The organism is Streptomyces sp. NBC_00461 (assembly GCF_036013935.1).
Classification (GTDB): domain Bacteria; phylum Actinomycetota; class Actinomycetes; order Streptomycetales; family Streptomycetaceae; genus Streptomyces.
Window position 1 is genome coordinate 6898700 of the sequence record NZ_CP107902.1, and the last position, 23958, is coordinate 6922657.

At 71.1% G+C, this 23958-nt stretch carries 21 protein-coding genes; 17 read left to right on the forward strand and 4 right to left on the reverse strand.

Annotation, left to right across the window (positions count from 1 at the left end; genetic code table 11):
* The first annotated feature begins 18 nt into the window (after window positions 1-18).
* Window positions 19-1422 carry a MocR-like pyridoxine biosynthesis transcription factor PdxR gene (pdxR, locus tag OG870_RS32285; protein ID WP_266926459.1) on the forward strand — a complete coding sequence of 468 codons (1404 nt, stop codon included), beginning with the start codon at window positions 19-21 and terminating at the stop codon, window positions 1420-1422.
* Here the strand turns inward: pdxR and OG870_RS32290 are convergent.
* Together OG870_RS32290 and OG870_RS32295 are read right to left on the reverse strand one after the other, a co-directional pair.
* Window positions 1419-1934, reverse strand: coding sequence for a hypothetical protein (locus OG870_RS32290; protein ID WP_266590149.1), 516 nt, complete (start codon window positions 1932-1934; stop codon window positions 1419-1421). The genes pdxR and OG870_RS32290 overlap by 4 nt on opposite strands.
* A gap of 91 nt (window positions 1935-2025) precedes the next feature.
* On the reverse strand, window positions 2026-3243 hold the full coding sequence (locus OG870_RS32295) for a PucR family transcriptional regulator (RefSeq protein ID WP_266590151.1): 1218 nt from the start codon (window positions 3241-3243) through the stop codon (window positions 2026-2028).
* A 127-nt stretch (window positions 3244-3370) separates the two neighbouring features.
* Here OG870_RS32295 and OG870_RS32300 point away from each other — a divergent pair, with 127 nt between their 5' ends.
* The 5 genes from OG870_RS32300 (at window position 3371) to OG870_RS32320 (ending at window position 8057) form a co-directional block, all read left to right on the forward strand.
* A complete protein-coding gene (locus tag OG870_RS32300) occupies window positions 3371-4297 on the forward strand; it encodes a proline dehydrogenase family protein (protein WP_266590153.1) in 927 nt (308 codons plus the stop codon).
* A 39-nt stretch (window positions 4298-4336) separates the two neighbouring features.
* The gene (gene pruA / locus OG870_RS32305; RefSeq protein WP_327691770.1) at window positions 4337-5968 is read left to right on the forward strand and encodes an L-glutamate gamma-semialdehyde dehydrogenase; all 1632 of its coding nucleotides are present in this window, start codon (window positions 4337-4339) and stop codon (window positions 5966-5968) included.
* Between the two features lie 93 nt (window positions 5969-6061).
* A complete protein-coding gene (locus tag OG870_RS32310; RefSeq protein ID WP_266590156.1) occupies window positions 6062-6955 on the forward strand; it encodes an alpha/beta fold hydrolase in 894 nt (297 codons plus the stop codon).
* A gap of 355 nt (window positions 6956-7310) precedes the next feature.
* Window positions 7311-7742 carry a hypothetical protein gene (locus OG870_RS32315; RefSeq protein ID WP_266590160.1) on the forward strand — a complete coding sequence of 144 codons (432 nt, stop codon included), beginning with the start codon at window positions 7311-7313 and terminating at the stop codon, window positions 7740-7742.
* Between the two features lie 183 nt (window positions 7743-7925).
* Entirely contained in the window at window positions 7926-8057 is a 132-nt protein-coding gene (locus OG870_RS32320; protein WP_107056436.1) for a hypothetical protein, read from the forward strand.
* Window positions 8058-8124: 67 nt separating this feature from the next.
* On the opposite strand, the gene OG870_RS32325 is transcribed toward OG870_RS32320, so the two are convergent.
* Window positions 8125-9687 carry a purple acid phosphatase family protein gene (locus tag OG870_RS32325; RefSeq protein WP_266590162.1) on the reverse strand — a complete coding sequence of 521 codons (1563 nt, stop codon included), beginning with the start codon at window positions 9685-9687 and terminating at the stop codon, window positions 8125-8127.
* A 143-nt stretch (window positions 9688-9830) separates the two neighbouring features.
* Here OG870_RS32325 and OG870_RS32330 point away from each other — a divergent pair, with 143 nt between their 5' ends.
* The 11 genes from OG870_RS32330 to cimA all read left to right on the forward strand — a co-directional run bounded on the left by OG870_RS32330 (window position 9831) and on the right by cimA (window position 23235).
* Window positions 9831-10883 (forward strand): 3-isopropylmalate dehydrogenase, encoded by a 1053-nt coding sequence (locus OG870_RS32330; protein WP_266521977.1) that lies wholly within the window; start codon window positions 9831-9833, stop codon window positions 10881-10883.
* A gap of 253 nt (window positions 10884-11136) precedes the next feature.
* Window positions 11137-12225, forward strand: a complete 1089-nt coding sequence (locus OG870_RS32335) for a branched-chain amino acid aminotransferase (protein ID WP_266521979.1) — start codon at window positions 11137-11139, stop codon at window positions 12223-12225.
* Between the two features lie 360 nt (window positions 12226-12585).
* Window positions 12586-12762, forward strand: coding sequence for a hypothetical protein (locus OG870_RS32340; protein WP_266590164.1), 177 nt, complete (start codon window positions 12586-12588; stop codon window positions 12760-12762).
* Between the two features lie 318 nt (window positions 12763-13080).
* The gene (ureA, locus tag OG870_RS32345; protein ID WP_266521983.1) at window positions 13081-13761 is read left to right on the forward strand and encodes an urease subunit gamma; all 681 of its coding nucleotides are present in this window, start codon (window positions 13081-13083) and stop codon (window positions 13759-13761) included.
* Window positions 13758-15452, forward strand: coding sequence for an urease subunit alpha (locus tag OG870_RS32350; protein WP_266590166.1), 1695 nt, complete (start codon window positions 13758-13760; stop codon window positions 15450-15452). Before ureA ends, OG870_RS32350 begins: the two co-directional genes overlap by 4 nt.
* A 9-nt stretch (window positions 15453-15461) precedes the next feature.
* Entirely contained in the window at window positions 15462-16538 is a 1077-nt protein-coding gene (locus OG870_RS32355; protein ID WP_266521986.1) for an agmatine deiminase family protein, read from the forward strand.
* A gap of 9 nt (window positions 16539-16547) precedes the next feature.
* Window positions 16548-17045, forward strand: a complete 498-nt coding sequence (locus OG870_RS32360) for a hypothetical protein (RefSeq protein WP_266521988.1) — start codon at window positions 16548-16550, stop codon at window positions 17043-17045.
* On the forward strand, window positions 17042-17653 hold the full coding sequence (locus tag OG870_RS32365) for a TetR/AcrR family transcriptional regulator (RefSeq protein WP_266521990.1): 612 nt from the start codon (window positions 17042-17044) through the stop codon (window positions 17651-17653). The genes OG870_RS32360 and OG870_RS32365 overlap by 4 nt, the downstream gene beginning before the upstream one ends.
* A 241-nt stretch (window positions 17654-17894) precedes the next feature.
* On the forward strand, window positions 17895-20003 hold the full coding sequence (locus OG870_RS32370; RefSeq protein WP_266590170.1) for a hypothetical protein: 2109 nt from the start codon (window positions 17895-17897) through the stop codon (window positions 20001-20003).
* 39 nt (window positions 20004-20042) lie between these two features.
* On the forward strand, window positions 20043-21314 hold the full coding sequence (locus OG870_RS32375; RefSeq protein ID WP_266590172.1) for a TolB family protein: 1272 nt from the start codon (window positions 20043-20045) through the stop codon (window positions 21312-21314).
* A 316-nt stretch (window positions 21315-21630) separates the two neighbouring features.
* Window positions 21631-23235 (forward strand): citramalate synthase, encoded by a 1605-nt coding sequence (cimA, locus tag OG870_RS32380; protein WP_266521996.1) that lies wholly within the window; start codon window positions 21631-21633, stop codon window positions 23233-23235.
* An 80-nt stretch (window positions 23236-23315) separates the two neighbouring features.
* Here the strand turns inward: cimA and OG870_RS32385 are convergent, their stop codons facing one another.
* Entirely contained in the window at window positions 23316-23951 is a 636-nt protein-coding gene (locus tag OG870_RS32385) for a DUF1707 SHOCT-like domain-containing protein (protein WP_266590174.1), read from the reverse strand.
* Window positions 23952-23958: the final 7 nt, after the last annotated feature.

Genomic DNA, 23958 nt, shown 5'->3' on the forward strand with positions numbered 1-23958 from the left:
CCGCTAAGCTCCAATTCCATGCCAGTACAGTGGGCCGGTTTGTCACCCGAGCTGCTTCTGACCGTCGACCGGGAGGGCGGGGAACGGCTGTGTGCGCAGCTGGAGCGACAACTGCGCGACGCGATCCGCTCGGGTCGGCTGCAGGCCGGCGAACGCCTCCCGTCCTCCCGCGAGCTCGCCCGCATCCTCGGCCTGTCCCGGGGGCTGGTCCAGGACTGCTACGCCCAGCTCCAGGCCGAGGGCTACCTCGTCACCCGCGTCGGCTCGGCCACCCGCGTGGCGGACTGCGCGCAGGTGGCGCCCGCCCCCACAACGCCCCCGCCCGGCGGCCGTCCCCGTCTGATCGCCGACTTCCGGTACGGCGTCCCGGACCTGGCCTCCTTCCCGGTCGCCGACTGGCTGTGGGCGACCAGGGAGGCGGCCCGCACCATGCCGACCGCGGACCTCGACTACGGTGATCCGCGCGGCAGTTCGGCCTTGCGCGAGGTCGTCGCCGGGTACCTGCGGCGCGTGCGCGGCGCCGCCGCCGACCCCGCCCGTACGGTCGTCTGCTCCGGCTACGCGCAGGGCCTGAGCCTCGCCCTGCGTGCCCTCGCCCGTACGGGAGCGCGGGTCGTGGCCTACGAGGATCCGGGCGGGCCGGCCACCGCGACGGCGGCCGCCGAGGCGGCGGGGCTGACGGCCGTCCCGGTGCCGGTCGACGAGGACGGCGTCGACGTACGGGCGTTGGACGCCACCGGCGCCCGGGCCGTGATCGTCACACCGGCCCACCAGTGGCCGACCGGTGTCGTGCTGGCGCCCGCCCGCCGCCACGCGCTGATCGAGTGGGCCGAGCGCAGGGACGCGTATGTCATCGAGGACGACTACGACGCCGAGTTCCGCTACGACCGCGAACCCGTCGGTGCCCTCCAGGGCCTCGCCGCCGACCGCGTGATCTCCGTCGGCACGGTCAGCAAGTCCCTCGCCCCCGCCCTGCGCCTGGGCTGGCTGCTGTGCCCGCAGGCGCTCACCGAGTCGCTCACCGACCTCAAGCGCATCGCCGACCGCGGCTCACCCTCTCTCGACCAGCTCGCCCTCGCCCGCCTGATCGAGTCCGGCCGCTACGACCGTCATCTGCGCCGCATGCGCACGACGTACGCGACCCGCCGCACCGCCCTCGTCTCGGCCCTCGCCCAACACGCCCCGGCGGTACGCCTGTCGGGGCTGGCAGCCGGGTTCCACGCGGTGGCGCATCTGCCGTCGGGCGTCGAGGAGAGGGGGGTGGTGGCGGAGGCTCGCAGCCGTGGGGTGGGCCTGTACGGCATGAGTGCGTGCCGGTCGTCGGGGGCCGAGTCCCCGGCCCAACTCATCATGGGATTCGGTGATGTGACGGATCGTGCGATCGGGGAGGGGATCGCCGCGGTGGCGGATCTCCTCGGTTAGGCGTTCCGGAGCGACGCGGCGAGGAGTTTGTCCGCCGCCTCGCCGAAGGCGCCGCTCAGCGACTTGTCGGCGATGCGGTCGGCGTACGCCTGGAACATCAGCCCGGTCACGACCTGTACGGCGGGGGTCACGAACTCCGGGCCGATGGGGTTCGGAGGCACCGGGACCGGCCAGCGCTTGGGCCAGGGGAACTCGCGGTACGGAGGCGTGGGACACATGTCGTCGACCACCGACTTCAGGAGGTCGCGGCCCCCACGGCCGGTCTGCTCCGCCACGACCGCGGCCTCGGCGACCTGGCCGACCGTTCGGCGCACGGCACCCCAGAACTCGGCCTGCTGCTGCGGCGCGCCGCCCATCCGGAGGTTCCCGTCGACTCCGAGGGCACTCACCTGCGACGCGGTCAACGCGAGTGCGGGAGGGTGCGGGTCGAGCCCGTCCAGGGCCTCAGGGTGCGTGCGGGCGAGGTACCGCAGGATCTGGGCCGTGTGGGCCGCGCTGATCGGACTGCCCATGCTGAGTCCTCCGTTCGGAGTCGGGATCACCAGCATGTGCAGGACAGCGTGATCGCCGCATTCCGGGCGCGTCACCGCTCCGCCAAGAGGCCTACAACCGCGCGCCCTTCAACGCCATGTGCAGCAGCAGCCGGTCCTCGCCGTCGTCCAGGTCGAGGCCCGTCAGCTGCTCCACGCGGGACAGGCGGTAGTAGAGGGTCTGGCGGTGGATGCCCAACTCCGCCGCCGTGCGGCCGGCCTGGCCCGCGCAGTCCAGGTAGATCTCGGCGGTGCGGGCGAGTTCCCGGTGGGCGGGGGACAGCAGGGCGTGTACGACGGGATCGTGGGCCACCTCCGGCGGCAGCGAGGTCAGCAGGCGGAACGGGCCGATGTGCGCCCACTCGGCGACGGGACCGAGCCGGGGCTCGGCCAGCGCGGCCCGAGCCGCCGCGGAGGCCTCCCGCCAGGCCGTCGCGAGTTCCCCGAGACCGGTGCGCGCGGCGGCGACCCCGGACGCCGCGGCGGCGCCGCCTTCCAGCTGCCGCGCCCGCTCCAGCAGCCGCCCCGCCGCCGAGGTCGCCGGTGTCAGCACGTCCGCCGAGCGCAGCCGCACCAGCAGGGCGAGGGACTGGGACGCGACGCCCCGCGGCACCGTGCACAACGCCGTCGCACCCGGCACCGTACGGACCGAAGGCGCGTCGTGGGGGTCGGCCGACGGCCAGGGGGTCACGCAGACCACCGTGTGCGGGCCGTCCGCCCGCGACCCGAGCGCCGTACGCAGCTCCGCCACCGCCATGTCCTGTGGCCAGCCGCGTTCGGCGGTGAGCACGGCCCGCAGCTCCCGGGTGAGGTCGGCGCCGTGCTGCGCCTCGTCCGCGAGCAGGGCACCGATGCGGACCGTCACGTCCATGGCCGCGGTCAGCTGCCGTTCGGTGGGGCCGGGGTCGGAGTCCAGCAGCCAGACATAGCCCAGGACGACCCCCCGATGGCGTACGGGCAGGCAGATGCGTCCCCGGTACACGCCCGCCTCGGGTGTCGGCGGGATGCGGACCGGGCCCGTCGCCCGGGTGATGCCGAAGCCCTCGAACCAGGAGCGGACGGTGGACGTCGAGCGCCGCGTCAGGATCGAGCGGGTGCGGACCGGGTCCAGGGCCGAGGCGTCGAGGTCGCCCTCGCTGTCGTACGCACCGAAGGCGATCAGCTCGAAGTCCCGGTTCTCCAGGGTCGCGGGGGCGCCGAGGAGCTCCGAGATCTCGTCGACCAGCTCCTGGTAGTCACCTGCGCGGTGGGAAGTTGCAGCATCGCCCGTCACTCGGGCATTCTCCCGCATTTCCACGCCCCTTCATACATCTGTCTGAGATCTGCGGCACGGATGCGTGACAGCTGTCGATGGTCGACGATCGAAGGGATCCTTAGGTTTCACGGTGGTTCTGTCTGCTGGTCTGTGGAGGTGCCCCGTGCTGGGTCCCGTGATTCTTGCCGCGTCGCGCAGCGACCGGATGCGACGTCTGATCTCGGCGGCCCCGGTGACCAAGCAGGTCGTCGACCGCTTCATCCCCGGTGAGACCGTGGACACCATCGTGCCGATCATCGAGGACCTCACCGGCGGGGGTCTGGAGCTGACGATGGACGTCGTCGGTGAGGACATCACCACACCCGAGCAGGCGGCCGTGGCCCGTGACGCCTATCTGACGCTGATCGGGCGGCTGAGCGACCTCGGCCTGGGCGAGCGGGTCGAGATGTCCGTCAAGCTGTCCATGTTCGGGCAGGCGCTGGACGGTGGCCACGAGCTGGCCCTCGCCAACGTCCGGCCCGTCGTCGAGGCCGCCGCCGCCATCGGTACGACGGTCACGCTCGACGCCGAGGACCACACCACCCTCGACTCGATGTTCGCCATCCACGAGGAGCTGCGGAAGGACTTCCCGCAGACCGGCTGCGTCATCCAGGCCTACCTCTTCCGCACCGAGTCCGACGCCCGCCGCCTCGCCGGGAGCGGCAGCCGGGTGCGGCTCGTGAAGGGCGCGTACAAGGAGCCCGCCGAGGTCGCCTACCAGCAGAAGCACGAGATCGACAAGGCGTACGTCCGGGTCCTGAGGACTCTGATGGAGGGCGAGGGGTATCCGATGATCGGGTCCCACGACCCGCGTCTCATCTCCATCGCGCAGGAACTCGCCCGCAAGGCCGGGCGCAAGCTCGACGAGTACGAGTTCCAGATGCTGTACGGGATCAGGAGCGACGAGCACGTGCGGCTGGCCGCCGAGGGCCACCGGATGCGCGTCTACACCGCCTACGGCACCGACTGGTACGGCTACTTCATGCGCAGGCTCGCGGAGAAGCCGGCCAACCTGCGCTTCTTCGTCCGCAGCATGATCAGCAAGGGCTGAACCCGAACACCCGCTCACGTACAAGGAGTTACGCATCCCATGGACGCTGTGACCCAGGTCCCCACCCCCGTCAACGAGCCGGTGCACGGCTATGCCCCCGGCTCGCCCGAGCGCGCCCGGCTCGAAGCCAAGCTGAAGGAGCTGGCCGAGAACCCGGTCGACCTGCCGATGACGATCGGCGGAGAGAAGCGGATGGGCGGCGGCGAGCGCTTCGACGTCGTGCAACCGCACAACCACAAGGCCCGCCTGGGCACGTACGCCAACGCCACCCAGCAGGACGCCCAGGACGCCGTCGACGCGGCCCTCGCCGCCGCGCCCGCCTGGCGCGCGATGGCCTTCGACGACCGCGCCGCGATCATCCTGCGCGCGGCCGAGCTGCTGTCCGGACCGTGGCGCGAGACCCTCGCCGCGTCCACCATGCTCGGCCAGTCGAAGACCGCCCAGCAGGCCGAGATCGACTGTCCCTGCGAGCTCATCGACTTCTGGCGCTTCAACGTCGCCTACGCCCGTCAGATCCTGGCCGAGCAGCCCCCGGCCAACTCCACGGGCGTCTGGAACCGTCTGGACCACCGCCCGCTGGAGGGCTTCGTCTACGCGATCACGCCGTTCAACTTCAGCGCGATCGCCGGCAATCTGCCCACCGCCCCCGCGCTCATGGGCAATGTCGTGGTCTGGAAGCCTTCCCCGACCCAGACCCACGCGGCCGTCCTGCTGATGCAGCTGCTGGAGGAGGCGGGCCTGCCCAAGGGCGTCATCAACCTCGTCACCGGCGACGGCATCGAGGTCTCCAAGGTGGCCCTGGAGCACCGGGACCTCGCCGGCATCCACTTCACCGGCTCGACCAAGACCTTCCAGTACCTGTGGAAGACGGTCGGGAACAACATCGAGAAGTACCGCACCTACCCGCGGATGGTCGGCGAGACCGGCGGCAAGGACTTCCTGGTCGCCCACCCGAGCGCCGACCGCGCGGTCCTCAAGACCGCCCTGACCCGCGGTGCCTTCGAGTACCAGGGCCAGAAGTGCAGCGCGACCTCCCGCGCCTACGTCCCGGCGTCCATCTGGAACTCCGGCTTCAAGGAGGAGTTCGCCGCCGAGGTCGACCACCTGACCATGGGCGACGTCACCGACCTCACCCACTTCATGGGCGCCGTCATCGACGACCGCTCCTTCGCCAAGAACAAGGCCGCCATCGACCGCGCCGAGCAGGACCCCGCGTGCACGATCGTCGCGGGCGGCAGCTACGACGACTCGGTCGGCTATTTCGTCCGACCGACCGTCGTCGAGTGCAGCGACCCGGAGAACGAGGTCTTCCGCACCGAGTACTTCGGTCCCTTCCTCGCCGTGCACGTCTACGAGGACGAGAAGTACGAGGAGATGCTGACCCAGATGGAGTCGGTGTCCGACTACGCGCTGACCGGCTCGGTCATCTCCAACGACCGCGCCGCGGCCGCGTACACGATGGAGAAGCTGCGTTACGCGGCCGGAAACTTCTACATCAACGACAAGTCCACCGGCGCCGTCGTCGGTCAGCAGCCCTTCGGCGGCGGCCGCGCCTCCGGCACCAACGACAAGGCCGGCGCCCCGCAGAACCTGCAGCGCTGGACCCTGACCCGCGCCATCAAGGAGACGCTGGTGCCGCCGACCGACTACGCGTACCCGCACATGGGCTGACGTCCGGTCGTCCTGTTCCTGCGGTGACGGGCCGGAAAGCCGATCTTCGGTTTCCCGGCCCGTCGGCCTGTCCGCACGCATCACACTGGCCTCATGGACGACGTGGACGACGTGGACGGCACGGACGACAGCGTGGACGGCATGGCGACCGTCACGGCCGACGACGGCGTACGGCTGTGGGCCGTGCGGTCGGGGCAGGGCGAGCCGTTGGTGCTGTGTCACGGCGGGCCGGGGCTGTGGGACATGTTCGCGGACGTGGCCGGGCTGCTGGCCGGCGTGACCCCGGTCGTCCGCTGGGACCAGCGCGGGTCGGGGCGGTCGCAGCGGTGCGCCGGACCGTGGACGACGGACCGCTTCGTGGCCGATCTGGACGCCGTACGACGGCACTTCGGGCTGGAGCGGATGGCGCTGCTCGGCCACTCCTGGGGCGCGCAACTGGCGTTGAGCTACGCGTTGGCGCATCCGGAGCGGGTGCGGGCGCTGGTGTACGTGGCCGGTACGGGCATCGGCCCCACCACCGACTGGCACGACGCCTACTGGATGAATTTCCTCGCCAGGCTCGGCGACCACCCCGAACGACTCGCGCGCTGGCGGGAGTTGACGGACCGTACCCAACGCTCGGAGGACGCGGAGCGCGAGCGGGCGGTGCTTCAGTGGTCGGTCGAGTTCGAGGACCGGGAGGGGGCGCTGGAGCCGGCCGGACGCATGGCCGACCCCTGGTTCGGGATCAACCACGCATGCAACAGGGCCCTCAACGACGAGACCGAACGCACGTGGGGCACACCCGAGTTGTACGCGGCCTGCGCGGCCCTCGACGTGCCCGTCCTGATCGTCGACGGCGCCCGGGACATCCGTCCGCGCTCGGCGGTGGACTCGCTGGAGCGGGCGCTGCCGCGGGTGCGGCGAGTGGTGCTTCCCCGGGCCGGCCACCTGCCGTGGGCCGAGGATCCCGAGGGCTTCCGCGACGCGGTGGGGCAGGCCTTGTGAACACCGCGGACGGGCCTGCATTCCGACGTGACCTGTACCGGGGGACGCCGGTGACCGCGACCGCTTCCGCGTCCCGTACCCGGACGACCTGATCGACGACCTGGTCCGGCGCTGCGGCGCGGACGGCGGGGGCGGCTGCTGGACCTCGCCTGCGGCACCGGACAGATCGGCTTCGCGGTGCGGCCGTTCTGCGGCGAGGTGTGGGCCGTCGACGTGATCGCGATCGGCAACGCGTTCCATCGGCTGCCCCGGTCCCGGGTCGCCGCACGCGCGTACCGGTGGCTCCGGCCGGGTGGCCGGCCGGCCCTGGTGTGGTCACAGAGCCAGCGGCGCGGCGAGCTGCCGTGAACGCGACATGGCCGACGTTGTCGCGCGCTGGATGGACCGGGTGGGCGGGCACGACCGTGTCCCGGCGGACGCCGGACAGGCGCGAAGGCTGGTGCCCGACCGGGAGGTTCTGGAGGGGGCGGGGTTAGAGGTGGCCGGGACGTTCGGCTTGCCCGCTCCTCACACCTGGAACCCGCGGGCCCTCGTCGGCAACGTGTTCTCGACGTCGGTGCTGTCCAGGGAGGCCCTCGGCCGGCGCGTGGAGGACTTCGAGGCGGACCTGCGGGGGTCGCCGCGCGGCCACGACAGCCTCACCGAGACCATCGACACCGCCTACGAACTCGGCCGTGCGCCCGGTCGGCGCCGGACGGGAAGCTGTCGGCCTGTCGGCCGAGGAAGTCACCCCAGGTCAGAGCGGTGTGACCTATCCGCCGTCTCAGATAGTAGGAAGTCCGAGTAATTGTGGAGACAGACTCGGGTCGCTCCCTTACGTTTGTAGGAGCCGAACGTCTCGCTCGACCAAGCGAATGGCGGTCGTGAGCCGGGCCCCGTGCAGGCAACCCCTGCGGCACCGCTCTCCCGCCCCATCCGGCGTCTCGTAACCCCTTTCCGCACTCCAGGATGTCGAAGGAGTCGATTTCCCATGGCCGAGACGACCGCCCGCCGCCGAGTCCGTCACATTTCCCGCACGAGCGAGTCCGACCGAAAGAACGCCGCAGCCGCCCTCCAGCGCGCCCTGGACCGCAGGGACAACGGCGGTTCGACCGGCCACTGAGCCGGAACCACCCTCAGACCGGGACCCACGGGCCGGGAGCCGCACCCGCCCGAGGTGCGGCGCGGGCTCACGCTCCGCGCCGCACCTCGAAGTGGTCGATGCGCCTGCCGTCGTCCGTCAGCGCCGACACCTTGAGGGCCGGCCGGGGGCCGCTGTGCGCCTCCACCGAGAGCAGCGAGAAACCCCGGTAGCGCACCCGCGACCACTCCACGGTCTCCGTCTCGGAGGCCTTCGCCTTCGTCCACCGGAAGGTGGCGACGGAGTCGTGGTGCGTGACGTGTCCCTCGTAGCTCTCCTTCACGCCCGCCGGGAAGCCGTACAGGTCCCGGCCGCCGCCGCCCGCCGTGACGTACACGGTTCCGTCGCGCGTCGGATCGGTCGACCCGCCGATGGGCACGGGCCGGCCGACCCCGCCGTCCTTGATGGCGTCGGTCCGCTCGTAGACATGGTTGTGGCCGTTGATCACCAGGTCCACCTGGTGCTTGGCGAACAGCGGCAGCCATTCGGCGCGCACCCCGCCGTCGGAGGCGTGCGCGGAGGTCGAGTAGGCGCAGTGGTGGAAGAAGACGACGACGAAGTCGACGTCCTTCGCCGCCCGCAGCTGGGCCAGCTTCCGGTCCAGCCACTTCGTCTGCTTGCCGCCCGAGTAGCCGAAGTTGGCGGGGATCTCGTACGACACGTCGTTGGCGTCCAGAGCCACGAAGCCGACGTTGCCGTACGTGAACGCGTACACGCCCGGCGCCGTCCGGCCGTCGAAGCCGCTGTCCGGGAGGGACCAGCGGGCCAGCTGGCCGCCGTAGCCCTCCGGCGAGTACCAGGCCTCCATGTCATGGTTGCCGGTCGTCACCATCCACGGCACCGACCTCGCCACCGGCTCGTTCTGCTTGAGGAACAGGTCCCAGAACGCCGGGTCGTAGCCGTCCGACTTCTTGCCCTGGCCGTTGGTGTCGGCGTAGCAGATGTCGCCCGCGTGCAGGTGGAAGGCGGGCTTCTGGCGCAGGATCACATGGTCGTTGGCGGCCGCGGCCTGGCTGACGCCCTGGTCGCCGAAGGCCGTGAACACGAAGGAGCGCGGGGCCGCGGGCGCCGTGCGGAAGGAGCTGATGGTCGAGCGGTGGGCCGGGGACGCCGGGTCGAAGCCCTCGTGGCCGACGCCGTAGTAGTACGTCGTGCCGGGGCGCAGCCCGTCCAGGGCCGCGTGCAGGTAGTACTGCTCCAGCGCCGAGCGCACGCCCGTCACACCCGGAGTGTGCAGGTCGCGGACCTCGGCCTCGATCTTCCGGCTCAGCTCGTCGGGCTTCGTGCCGATCCGGACGTACGGCTTCTTCACCGCGAGTGGCACCTGCCAGGAGACGCGCATCTGCGTCTTCGGGTCGGCGCCGAAGGAGAGATGGCGCCCGAAGGGGGAGACCACCGAACCGTGGACCTCCGAGGCCGCGGGGGAGGGGGTCGCCCTGCTCGACGATCCCGCGCCGCCGCCGCACCCCGTCAGCAGCCCGCCCGCCGCCACCGCGCCCGCCGTCACCAGCGTGCGGCGCCGGGTCAGCTTCGTGCGCAGGTACTCGTGCTGCTCGGCCATGCTCATCCGGCGCGCGAGCTGCGGCGGGATTCCGAAGTCGGGGAGGTCCATGGAAGGGAAGTTCCCAGCGAAACCCAACGCCCGCCATACGCAGGGGTGAACGGGTGGCGACTTATTGACTTCGCCACCCGCCGGAGTGTCCGAATCGCGGACACCTCGTGTCATCCCATGGGACGCGGAGTAGGGTGCTGCGCATGTCGGCAAGCTCTCGCACCCTCAATCTCGCAGTGATTCCCGGTGACGGCATCGGCCAGGAGGTCGTGGCCGAAGGTCTCAAGGTCCTCTCCGCCGTCCTCCCGCAGGATGTGAAGCTGGAGACCAAGGCGTACGACTTCGGCGCCCAGCGCTACCACGCCACCGGTGAGACCCTCACCGAGGCCGACCTCGACGCGCTGAAGAAGCACGACGCCATTCTGCTCGGCGCGATCGGCGACCCGTCGGTTCCGTCCGGTGTCCTGGAGCGCGGCTTCCTGCTCAAGCTCCGCTTCGCCTTCGATCACCACGTCAACCTGCGTCCGTCGAAGCTGCTCCCGGGCGTGGCCACCCCGCTCGCCGGTGAGCCGAGCATCGACTTCGTCGTGGTCCGCGAGGGCACCGAGGGCCCGTACACGGGCAACGGCGGCACCATCCGCAAGGGCACCGAGCACGAGGTCGCCACCGAGGTCTCCGTGAACACGGCCTTCGGAGTGGAGCGCGTGGTCCGTGACGCCTTCGCCCGCGCCCAGGCCCGCCCGCGCAAGAAGCTCGCCCTGATCCACAAGAACAACGTGCTGACCTTCGCGGGTCACCTGTGGACCAACATCTTCAACAAGGTGGCCGCGGAGTTCCCCGACGTCACGACCGAGTACATGCACGTGGACGCGGCGACCATCTACCTGGTCACGCAGCCCGAGCGGTTCGACGTGATCGTCACCGACAACCTCTTCGGCGACATCATCACCGACCTCGCCGCGGCCGTCTCCGGCGGCATCGGCGTGGCCGCGAGCGGGAACATCAACCCGTCCGGTGAGTTCCCGTCGATGTTCGAGCCCGTGCACGGCTCGGCCCCCGACATCGCGGGCCAGGGCAAGGCCGACCCCTCCGCCACGGTCCTGTCCGTCGCCCTGCTCCTGCGCCACCTCGGCTACGAGGCCGAGGCCGCCCGCATCGACGAGGCGGTCTCCGCCGACCTCGCCGAGCGCACCGGCAGGCCCGCCCGCAGCACGTCGGAGATCGGCGACGCGCTGGCCGTGCGAGTAGCCGGCTGACCCCGCCGCTCGTCGAAACCTTTCGAAGCCGCCGGGTCACTCCGCACCCGGCGGCTTCCGCTATGTCCCCGCCGGGTGCCACCATCATCCCCTGGACCGCATTCACGCCATTTCGTCCACGGACTCTCGCTTGCGATAATCGAACGCGGAGCCGCGGAATGAGGGAATGCTCGGACGTCCTAGCACTGGCCACTGACAGTAGCGAGGCGTGAGCGCGGCCCGTCACTACACAACCGGTGAAGGACAACCACTCATGACGACGCCCACGATCGAGCTCAAGCCCTCGGCCTCGCCACTCTCCGACGCGGAGCGCACGGCGATCCTGGCGAACCCCGGGTTCGGCCGCCACTTCACCGACCACATGGTGACGATCAAGTGGACCGAGGGCCGCGGCTGGCACGACGGCCAGCTCGTCCCGTACGCCCCGCTCTCCCTCGACCCCGCCACGATGGTCCTGCACTACGCGCAGGAGATCTTCGAGGGCCTCAAGGCCTACCGTCAGCCCGACGGCACCGTCGCCACCTTCCGCCCCGAGAAGAACGCCGAGCGCTTCCAGCGTTCCGCGCACCGTCTGGGCATGCCCGAGCTGCCGGTCGAGACGTTCATCGAGGCCTGCGACGTCCTGGTCCAGCAGGACAGGGCCTGGGTCCCGGCGCACGGCGGCGAGGAGTCCCTCTACCTCCGCCCCTTCATGATCGCGACCGAGGTCGGCCTGGGCGTGAAGCCCGCCAACGAGTACCTCTTCCTCGTCATCGCGTCCCCCGCCGGCGCCTACTTCCCCGGTGGGGTCAAGCCGGTCTCCATCTGGCTCTCCGAGGACCGCGTCCGCGCCGTCCCCGGCGGCATGGGCGACGCCAAGACCGGCGGCAACTACGCCGCCTCCCTCCTCGCCCAGGCCGAGGCCGCCGCCAAGGGCTGCGACCAGGTCTGCTACCTCGACGCGGTCGAGCACAAGTGGGTCGAGGAGCTCGGCGGCATGAACCTGTACTTCGTGTACGGCGACAAGATCGTCACCCCGTCCCTGACGGGCTCCATCCTCGAGGGCGTCACCCGTGACTCGCTCCTGACGGTCGCGCGCGACCTCGGCTACGAGTCCGAGGAGGGCCGTGTCTCCGTCGACCAGTGGCAGCAGGACGCCGAGAACGGCACCCTCACCGAGGTCTTCGCCTGCGGCACCGCGGCCGTCATCACCCCCGTCGGCACGGTCAAGCGCGAGAGCGCCGAGTGGCAGCAGGCGGGCGGCGAGCCCGGCGAGGTCACCCTGCGGCTGCGCGACGCACTCCTCAACATCCAGCGGGGTGTCGCCGAGGACAAGCACGGCTGGATGCACCCTCTCGGCTGAGTCCAACCCCTGTTCCCGGACCGTAGTTCGTTCGACGCGTAGCGCCTCCCCCCGCGGGTATCCACTGATCCCGCGGGGGGAGCGTGCTCTCCGGTGCGCGGATTCGGCCGGGGGAGGGAGCGCGGGTGAGCGGGCGGACGCACTGCTCCGTACGTCACGCACCGTTCCTGACGACTGAGCGGGAGTGAGTCCTGTTGCCGGGTCTCGTACTCGGCCGAACGCCCCGGACGGTGTTGGGCGTTCTGGTTGCCCGCGTTCGTTCCGCGTCCGGGCGGCACGGATCGTGTCCGTGGTCCGGGGATGCGGGGACGGGTTCCCTCTCGCCCGGCAACACGTCGATCGTCCTGGACGGTCGTCTTCGTGATCGGCCCGCTGATCTCCCGCGCCCAGGAGGGCCGGGTCCGGGAACACACCCGGCTCGACTACGAGTGGTTCAACGCCCAGGTCTACGGCTCGACCCCGAACGTGGAGGTGCTGGACACCTTCTCCGCGGCGTTCGGAGCGAGTGAGTTCCTGCCGGGGCTGGAGCCGGGCTGATCTGTGCTCGGCGGTTGTGTGGCCCTGCTGGGGGCTGCCGCCCCCAGGCCCCCGCTTCGGCCTGAGCGGCCTCGTCCTCAAACGCCGGACGGGCTGAAAGTGCCGAACCCTGCTCAGAGTGAGCCCGGGGGTGTGGCAACAAGTACGCCGCACCGCACACCACCGGCAGTGTGGCGGGATGGCAGTGTTTGAGCAGTGTTCAATGTGTATCGCGTCGGACGCGCTCGTCAAGGGTCATGTCGAGTTAGTACTTCTGTTTCTAGGGAGTCTCGCTTAGAGTGGCGCTCTAAAGTCGGCAAGGCGAGGAGGTGTCGTGGCGTGAGACTGACCCCCACGGAACGTGATCGGCTGCTGTTGTTCGGAGCCGCCGAGCTGGCCCGCGCCCGCCGGGCCCGCGGTCTGAGGCTTAACGTGCCGGAGGCCACCGCGCTGATCGCCGACACCGTCTGCGAGGCCGCCCGGGACGGCGCCCGGCTTGCCGAGGCGATCGAGCGCGCCCGGTCCGTCCTCGGTCCGGCCGACGTGCTGCCGGGCGTCGCCGACGTCGTCACCGAGGTCCACGTGGAGGCCGTCTTCGACGACGGTTCCCGGCTCGCGGTGGTGAGCGATCCCATCGGGGGCGGGCTCGGGGAGCAGGCGCCGGGTGCGCTGCTGCCGGGGCCCGTGCACTCCGAACCCGAGGCGGTCCTGCGGCTCACGGTCACGAACACCGCCACCGTGCCCGTCTCCGTCACCTCCCACTTCCATTTCTTCGAGGCCAACCCGCGCCTGGACTTCGTCCGGGCGACGGCCTACGGGATGCGGCTCGCCGTGCCCGCCGGGTCGTCGGTCCGCTTCGGGCCGGGGGAGAGCGTCGAGGTCGGGCTCCTGCCGATCGGGGGCGAGCGCGTCGCGATCGGGTTCGCGGGGCTCGTCGACGGGGCGCTGGACGCGCCGGGGGTGAAGGAAGAGGCCCTGCGCAGGGCTGCCGCCTGCGGATATCTGGGAGCAGACCGATGAGCACCGACCGCCCTGGGGGCATAGATCCCTACGCGTACGCCGCCACCCATGGTCCCCGCGCCGGCGACCGTGTCCGTCTCGGCGACTCCGGGCTGACGATCCGGGTCGAGTCCGACTCCCAGCGCTACGGCGAAGAGTTCCTCGCCGGATTCGGGAAGACCGCCCGCGACGGGCTGCACCTCAAGGCCGCGGCCGTGCGGGAGACCTGTGACGTCGTCATCAGCAATGTCGTCGTGATCGACGCCGTGCAGGGGATCCGGAAGGTGTCGATCGGGATCCGGGAGGGGCGGATCTGCTCGATCGGGCGCGCCGGGAACCCGGACACGCTCGACGGGGTCGACGTCGTGGTCGGCACCGGTACGTCGATCGTGTCCGGTGAGGGGCTCATCGCCACCGCCGGGGCCGTGGACACGCACGTCCATCTGCTCTCGCCGCGGATCATGGAGGCCTCGCTCGCGTCCGGTGTGACCACGATCATCGGGCAGGAGTTCGGGCCGGTGTGGGGCGTCGGCGTCAACTCGCCGTGGGCGCTGCGGCACGCGTTCAACGCGTTCGACGCCTGGCCCGTCAACATCGGCTTTCTGGGCCGGGGTTCGTCCTCCGACAGGGCTCCTCTGGTGGAGGCCCTCGCCGAGGGCGGCGCCTGCGGTTTCAAGGTGCACGAGGACATGGGCGCCCATACCCGGGCGTTGGACACGGCTCTTCGCGTCGCCGAGGACCACGACGTCCAAGTCGCCCTGCACAGCGACGGGTTGAACGAGTGCCTGTCGGTCGAGGACACCCTGCGGGTGCTGGAGGGGCGCACCATCCACGCCTTCCACATCGAGGGCTGCGGCGGCGGTCATGTGCCGAATGTCCTGAAGATGGCGGGAGTCGCGAACGTCATCGGCTCCTCCACCAACCCCACCCTGCCCTTCGGCCGGGACGCCGTCGCCGAGCACTACGGCATGATCGTCTCCGTCCACGACCTGAAGACCGACCTGCCCGGCGACGCCGTCATGGCCCGGGACCGCGTCCGCGCCGGGACCATGGGCGCCGAGGACGTGCTGCACGACCTGGGCGCGATCGGCATCACCTCGTCCGACGCGCAGGGCATGGGACGGGCCGGTGAGACGGTCCGCCGTACCTTCGCCATGGCCGGAAAGATGAAGACCGAGTTCGGCGCCCCGGACGACCACGACAACGAGCGCGTCCTGCGCTACATGGCCAAGCTGACCATCAACCCGGCCATCGCGCACGGACTCTCGCACGAGGTCGGGTCGATCGAGGTCGGCAAACTCGCCGACATCGTGCTGTGGCGCCCGGAGTACTTCGGGGCCAAGCCGCAGCTGGTGCTGAAGTCCGGATTCCCGGCGTACGGCGTGGTCGGCGACCCGAACGCGGCCACCGACACCTGCGAACCCCTCGTCCTGGGACCGCAGTTCGGCGCGCACGGCGCCACGCCGGCCGAGATCTCGGTCGCCTTCGTCGCGCAGGCGGCCCTCGACCAGGGCAACGACCTGATGCCGACCCGGCGTCGCAGGGTCGCCGTCCGCGGCACCCGCGGCATCGGCCCCGCCGACCTGCGCCTCAACTCCCGTACCGGAGCGGTCGACGTGGACCAGCGCACCGGTCTCGTGACGCTGGACGGAGAGCCGATCCGCGCGCAGCCGGCCGAGTCCGTCTCCCTCAACCGTCTGTACTTCCTCTAAGGACCACCGATGTCTGCTGCCGCCGACGGCTTCCGTATGCCCGCCGAATGGGCCCCGCACGAGCGCACCTGGATGGCGTGGCCGGGTCCCAACCCCACCTTCGAGGACCCGGACGACCTCGCCGCGTCCCGCGCCGCCTGGGCCTCGGTCGCCCGCGCGATCCGGCGCTTCGAGCCGGTGACCGTGGTGTGCGGTCCCGGGCAGTCGGCCGATGCGCGGGCGCTGCTGGGTGAGGGCGTCGACACCGTCGAACGCGACCTCGACGACGCCTGGATGCGTGACATCGGGCCGACCTTCCTGACTGACGGCAACGGTGAACTCGCCGCCGTGGACTGGACGTTCAACGGCTGGGGTGCACAGGGCTGGGCCCGCTGGGAGCACGACGCGAAGATCGCCGCGTACGTCTCGGACCTCGCCGGCGCGAAGACGTACGCCTCGAAACTGGTCAACGAGGGCGGTGCGATCCACGTCGACGGCGAGGGGACGGTGCTGTTGACCGAGACGGTCCAGCTCGGTCCCGAGCGCAACCCGGGCTGGACGAGGCAAGAGGTGGAGGCGGAGATCCACGCCCAGCTCGGCACCCGCAAGGCGATCTGGCTGCCGCGCGGCCTCACCGGCGACTATCCTCCCCCACTGCCTGAAGGGCGTGGGGGGACCCCCAACGGCTTCGGCACCCTCGGCCACGTGGACATCGTCGCCGCGTTCGCGCGCCCGGGGGTCGTCGTGGCCCACTCCCAGCCGGACCCGGCGCACCCGGACCACGAGGTGACCCGGGAGGTCATCGGCCTGCTCAAGGCTCAGACGGACGCGCGGGGCCGCAGCCTTGAGGTCGTCGAGGTCCCGGCGCCCACCGTCCTGGAGGCGGACGGCCACTGGGCCGACTACTCCTACATCAACCACTACCTGTGCAACGGCGGTGTCGTGCTGTGCGGATTCGACGACCCGCGCGACGAGATCGCGGCCGGGATCTTCCGCCGGCTCTTCCCCGAGCGGACGGTGACCCTCGTGGACGCCCGGACGATCTTCGCGGGCGGCGGCGGCATCCACTGCATCACCCAGCAGCAGCCGAGGGCGACGGTCAGGTAGAACGTACGGGTGAATGTGCTGATGTGCGCCGCCTGCGGAACACGGCTGACCGAGCCGCTGCGCCTCCTGCCCGAGGTACCGCCCCGCCCGGAGTACGACGGGCGGAAGAACCCCGACGGGTCCCGACGCGCCCCGTCGACCGTGCCGCGCGGCGCGTACGCGGTGGACCCGGAGCCGTGCGGGGCGCCGTATGTGCCGCATCCCGATCCCGACTGGTGCGACGCCGCCCACCCGGGCAACGCCTGTATGGGGGACCCCGACGGGCAGGGGTTCCTGATGTCCGCCGGGCCGCGCGACACCCTGGTGGTCCACCCCGAGGACACCCGCGGCCATCTGTCCGCCAACCCCGCCCTGCGGGAGATCGGGTGCTGCGGTGCGCCCGGGCGCGAGGGGCCCAACGAGGTGTGCGCGGGGTGCGGCGCGGTGGCGGCGACGCTGTTCTCCGACTGCACGGGCCCGTACGAGACGCACTTCCTGCCCGACGCGGTGCGGGTGGCCGCGGCATGAGCCCGACGCCCTCCCGCCGCCGCACCCCCGCCCCGCCCCGCGAGGACGTCCTCGCCGCCGCCATGGAGATGATCGCCGAGCGCGGTCTGGAGAAGCTCACCATGGCGGCGCTCGGCCGCGAGGTCGGCATGAGCAGCGGCCACCTGCTCTACTACTTCCACTCCAAGGACGAGCTGCTGCTGCAGGCCCTGGAGTGGAGCGAGGGCCGGCTGGGCGCCGAGCGCGGACGGCTGCTGGGCCGCACGGGCACGGCCCGCGAACGACTCGACGCGTACGTCGACCTGTACGTCCCCGACGGCCACCGCGACCCGCACTGGACCCTCTGGCTGGAGGTCTGGAACCGCTCGCAGAACGCCGACGACGACGCCCGCGACCGGCAGGCCGCGATCGAGGGCGTCTGGCACCGCGACCTGGTGGCGCTGATCGCCGAGGGGGTGTCGCGGGGGGAGTTCCGCCGCGTCGACCCCGACCGGTGCGCGACCCGTCTGCGGGCCCTGCTGGACGGCTTCTCCCTGCACGTGGCCGTCGGGCTGCGAGGGTGGGACCGGGCGCAGGTTCTCGGCCACGTACGGGAGTTCGTGGAGGAGGGACTCCTCGCGGACGCGTGACCTCGCGCCCGCGTTGTACGCAATAAGGCCGATTGACCCTGTGGTCGGTGGTGCGTTTGTCTCGAAGGGAGCCCTCGGCACGGGGCCGGGGGAAGTGCGCCATCGGGGACCTCGCGGATCTCGGGGGCCTCCGGGGGCCTCGGGGATCACAGGGGGAGAACATGTCCAGAGCCGCCTTACGCCTGTCGGGCGCGGCCTTGCCGCTCGCGCGCACCGCAACGACCGCGTGGAGGACACGCTGATGTCCCGCGCCTCAAGAGCCGTGCTGGGCACGGCAGTTGTCGTCGCCCTCGCCTGGACGTCCACGACCGCGGCGCAGGCCGGCCCCGGGCAGTCGGATACCGGGCGCGTGAGCACCGCCTCGGGTACCGGGCGCGTGAGCACGGCCGCCGACGGCACCCAGGCCGACGGACCGTCGGACGACGCCGCGATCAGTGCCGACGGACGCCACGTCGCGTTCACGTCCACCGCGCCGAGCTTCGGCTGCGCGCATTTCACCCCGTGCCTGCTCGTGAAGGACCTCGCTGACGGCGGGGTCAGCAGGATCGACCTCGGCAGCGGCTACACCTACGGCTCGCCGACACCGAGCGCCGACGGGGGCCGTATCGGCTACTCCGCGGGCACCCGGTTCCTGGCCCCGTATCTGTACGACCGCGCCACCGGTCGCTCGGAGCGGCTGTGGCCCGAGAACCCGCCCGGTTTCAACGAGCTGGGCCACATGGAGTCGATCAGCCCGGACGGCACGCACGTCGCGTACACCATCGGCAACCGCAACGGCCCGGAGAACTACCGGCTGTTGTACGTGCGCGACACGGCCACCGGCACCGACGAGCTGATCTCACCGGCCGAGGAGGGCGACAAGGCCGGGGCCTCGGTGAGCGCCGACGGCGAGCGTGTCGCGTACGGCATCAGCGGTGACGTCGAGGCGGACGACCCGGCCGACGTCTTCGTCAAGGACCGGGCGACGGGCGAGCGGACCCAGGTCGACGCGGGCCTCGGCGCCGCCTACCTGGTCCGCATCACCGCGGACGGCCGCCGCGTCCTCCTCGACGCCGAGAGCGGCCTGTACGTCCACGACCTGCGCACGGGCGAGTCACGGCGGGTGGCCGAGGGGCGGCCCTTCTCGGCCACGGCGGACGGCCGGTACGCCGTCGTCTCGGGCGAGGACGGCATGCGGGTGCGCGACCTGCGGACGGGGCTGCGCGGGGCCGCCCTCCCGCCGCACGCCCAGCCGGGAGACGAGATGCTGGCCGCCAAGGGGCGTGCGGTGGTGTTCAGTTCGACCGCCTCCCACCTGGTGCCGGGCGACACCAACGGGGAGTCGGACGTGTTCGTCTTCTCGGGCGCGCTCCGGAAGAACCCGCACCCGATGCCGTCCGTCACCGAACGGATCAGCATGACGCGGGACGGGCAGCAGCGGCCCGGGGCCTCGTACGACCCCGTGATGGGGGAGGGCAAGGTCGTCGCCTTCACCTCGCAGCGGACCGATGACCCGAAGGACACCGACGTGTTCGTCAACGCGGCCGGCGGCATCTCCCAGGTGAACGACAGCACTCAGGCCCCCTCGCACGAGGGCACGCCCTGCTACAGCGGCCGCATGGTCGGCTACGTGGCCGCGCACAAGACCGACGGCGGCCCGGAGGTCTACATCCGCAACCGCTCGGTCGGCAAACTGACCGGCCTCGACTCCTACCAGGGCGTCCGCTTCACCTGGATGGGACAGCCCGTCGTGGATCCGACCTGCCAGTGGGTCACCTACGCCGCCACCCTGCCCGCCGGCGACGCCGACCCGCACCCCCAACCCCGCGTCTACCGCTTCAAGTTCAACGGCGGCAGCACCGACGTGGTCAGCGCGCCCACGGGCGAGGCGGCGGGCAACCCGTCCATCAACTACGACGGCAGGTACATCGCCTTCGAACAGGGCGGCGACATCCACGTCCGCGACCTGGACACCGGCGCTCTGGAGGAGGTCGCGGCGCCGGGAACCGCGACGGCACCCTCCCTCAGCGCGGACGGACGCAAGGTCGCCTTCCAGCAGGGCCGGAACAGTTACGTCCGCGATCTCGACACCGGGGCCACGACCCGGATCAGGGGCACGGAGCCCTCGCTCGCCGGGAGCGGCACGCATGTCGCGTACACCTCGGGCGGCGCCGTATACCTGCTCGAACTCGCCACCGGAAAACGGCAGTTGGTCAGCGTCGACCGCTGGGGCGGTCGAGGCGACCTCCCGGCCCGGCACCCCTCCGTCAACGCCGACGGCACGGTCGTCGCGTTCGAGTCGGCATCACCCGATCTGGTGGAGGGGGACACCAACGGGGTGTCGGACGTCTTCCTGCGGACAGTGCAATGACAAGCAGCGATCACCAGCGATCACCACGGGGGAACAACCATGCACAGGAACAGGCAGCGCGCCGCCCTGACGGCCGCCGTCCTCGCCGTCGCACTCGGGGGCGTCGCCGCCCTGCCCGCGGCGGCCGCGCCGGCACCGGAGCCGCGCACCGAACGGGTCACGGTGGCGGCCACCGGCGAGCAGGGCACCGACAACGCCGGCGGACCGTATCTCAGCGCCGACGGCCGCTATGCCGCCTTCGCCTCCTACGCACCCGATCTCGTGCCGGGTGACACCAACGGCGTGCAGGACAGTTTCGTCCGCGACCTGCGCACCGGGCGGGTGGAGCGGGTCAGCGTCACGTCCGACGGCGTGCAGGCCGACAGCGGGACCTCGCCCGTGGCCATCAGCGCGAACGGGCAGTACGTGGTGCTCGTCTCGACCGCGGACAACCTCACCGACTGGCCGGCGCCGAAGGAGTACTGGGCCCAGGACGTCTATGTGCACGACCGCGTCACCGGCCGCACCCAGCGGGTCAGCACGACACCGGACGGCGGGTCCTCCTACGCCCACGGCGACGCCGCCATCTCCGACGACGGGCGGTACGTCGCCTTCAACGCCCGGCCGAGCCGCATGGAGACCAGCCGACCGGACATCGTTCTGCCCGCCGTGTACGTCACCGACCGCCGCACCGGCGAGGTCGAGCGCATCACCAACGGCGATCACCCGGACCTCGCCTCGTACTTCCTGGACATGGACGCCACGGGCCGCCATGTGGCGTACGTGCAGAACGGCCCGCGCGGTGCGCCCGGCCCGCTGATGGTGCACGACCGCCGCACCGGCACCGAGGAAGCGGCCAACGTCACACCCGAGGGCAGGCCCGGCGAACGCTACGGTCTCGACCCCTCGCTCTCCGCGGACGGGCGCCTCGTCTCCTTCACCTACACCGGCGACGACCTGGTGCCGGGCGGCGCCGCCAACACCGACATCTACGTGCGCGACCTGCGCACGGACACCACCCGCGCCGTCGTGCACGCCGGTCCCGGCGAAGCCGGCATCTTCTACGGATCCGTGATCAGCCGCAACGGCAGGTACGTCGCCTACTCGTTCCGGACACCGCAGGGACCGGACAACGTCTACGTCCGGGACCTGCGCACCGGCACCTCCACCCTGGCCAGCGAGTCGACCACCGGCGCCCCGGTCACCGACGGCGATGTCTACGTCACTTCGTTCGGTGGTGACCGGCTGCTCGGCCTCGGCTCCGGCTCCGGCCAGCTGGTCCCCGGCGACACCAACGGCGTGACCGACGGATTCGTACGCCACCTGCGATGAACAGCACAGTGCTCGCATCCTGAGACGGACGGTGAGTGCGGGGGCGGCATGTGCCAGACTGCCCCCGTGCTCTCGTTCGCCATGATTATTGGCAGCAGGCGCGCCGGTCCGCAGTGACCGCCATGTACGACCAGGTACGGGCGGGCACCGTCGTCCTCGACCCGCGCGCAGACCTCTCGCACCCGCGAGGGGTTTTTCGCTTTTCTGGCCCACCTTCAGCCGGGAGTAAAGCGCGAGGGACCATCGGGGGACGGTGGAGCCGGTCATTCCGGTACAGCCGCATCCACTGGGATCCAACACAGGAGCCTTTGACATCATGACCGAAACCAGCGAGCTCGACGATTCGTTCCACGTCTTCGACACCACCCTGCGCGACGGAGCGCAGCGCGAGGGCATCAACCTCACCGTCGCGGACAAGCTGGCCATCGCACGGCACCTGGACGACTTCGGCGTGGGCTTCATCGAGGGCGGCTGGCCCGGCGCCAACCCGCGGGACACCGAGTTCTTCGCCCGCGCCCAGCAGGAGATCGACTTCAAGCACGCCCAGCTCGTCGCCTTCGGCGCGACCCGCCGCGCGAACGCCAAGGCGAGCGAGGACCCGCAGGTCAAGGCGCTCCTGGACTCGGGCGCCGAGGTCATCACGCTGGTCGCCAAGTCCCATGACCGGCATGTCGAACTCGCTCTGCGCACCACTTTGGACGAGAACCTGGAGATGGTCCGCGACACCGTCTCCCACCTGCGCGCGCAGGGCCGGCGCGTCTTCGTCGACTGCGAGCACTTCTTCGACGGCTACCGCGCCAACCCCGAGTACGCGAAGGCCGTCGTGCGGGCCGCGGCGGAGGCCGGCGCCTCCGTCGTGATCCTCTGCGACACCAACGGAGGCATGCTCCCCGCGCAGATCCAGGCCGTCGTCGCGACGGTCCTCGCCGACACCGGCGCCCGGCTCGGCATCCACGCCCAGGACGACACGGGCTGCGCGGTCGCCAACACGCTCGCCGCGGTGGACGCGGGCGCGACCCACGTCCAGTGCACGGCGAACGGCTACGGCGAGCGCGTCGGCAACGCCAACCTCTTCCCGGTCGTCGCCGCCCTGGAGCTCAAGTACGGCAAGAAGGTCCTCCCCGAGGGCGCGCTGCGCGAGATGACCCGTATCTCGCACGCCATCGCCGAGGTCGTGAACCTCACGCCCTCCACCCACCAGCCGTACGTCGGTGTCTCCGCCTTCGCGCACAAGGCCGGCCTGCACGCCTCCGCGATCAAGGTCGACCCGGACCTGTACCAGCACATCGACCCCGAACTGGTCGGCAACACCATGCGGATGCTGGTCTCCGACATGGCGGGCCGCGCCTCCATCGAGCTCAAGGGCAAGGAGCTGGGCGTCGACCTGGGCGACGACCGCGAGCTGGTCGGCCGGGTCGTCGAGCGGGTCAAGGAGCGCGAGCTCAAGGGCTACACCTACGAGGCGGCGGACGCGAGCTTCGAGCTGCTGCTGCGCGGCGAGGTCGAGGGCAAGCCCCTGAAGTACTTCGAGGTCGAGTCCTGGCGCGCCATCGTCGAGGACCGCCCCGACGGCATCCACGCCAACGAGGCCACGGTCAAGCTCTTCGCCAAGGGCGAGCGCATCGTCGCCACGGCCGAGGGCAACGGCCCGGTCAACGCCCTGGACCGGACGCTGAGGGTCGCCCTGGAGAAGATCTACCCCCAGCTCGCCCAGCTCGACCTCGTCGACTACAAGGTCCGCATCCTCGAAGGCGTCCACGGCACCCAGTCCACCACCCGCGTCCTGATCTCCACATCCGACGGCGCGGGCGAGTGGTCCACGGTGGGCGTCGCGGAGAACGTCATCGCGGCGTCGTGGCAGGCCCTTGAGGACGCTTACACGTACGGGCTGCTGCGGGCGGGGGTCGAGCCCGCGGAGTAGGCCGAGGCGGTCGTGTCTCCCACCGAACGGGCCGTGCACATCGGCCCGTTCGGCGTTTCCGGACCCTTGCCGACCGAGTCCTACCTGCGCAGGAGCCACTGCCCGAACGTCCGACGCGGGGGACGCACCACCACGCGGCCGTGGGCCTTCAGACCGACCAGCTCCACGCGCAAAGTGACCGGCGTATCAGGATCCGTCGCAGCCTGACGGTACTTGACCCGGCTGTGTACCAGCTGCAGACCATCGGTGTCGACCACGATCCCCGGCCGCGTGACCAGCGTCAGGGTCTTCCCCGTCATGGCCACGTCGATCCGCAAGGTGTCGTGCGTGATCACGGCGTCGGTGAAGTCGAGCGTCACCTCGCAGTACGTCACCGCGAGCTCCAGCTTCCGCGGTACCACCCAGCGCCCCGCGCGCTCGACCGCGCCGCTGTGGACCTGTTCGATCCGAACCACGTCCTTGACCTCTGCCGCGGTCAAGGCACCCGTAGCCGATACGGGCGGCAGGTCGCCGGTGAGCGCGGCCAGTTCGCTCACAGTCCGCGCCGACAGGGCAGCCTCCACGCGCTCGTCCAACTCGTCCGCAGTCAGCAGGCCGTCCCCGGCCGCGACACGCAGCACGTCCACCACCCGGTCCCGGTCGGCATGAGAGGCTCGCAGCTCGGGCGACGAGCCGGGGCCGGAGGGCTTCCCGAGGGGCGATATCTCTCCCGGCATGCTTCCC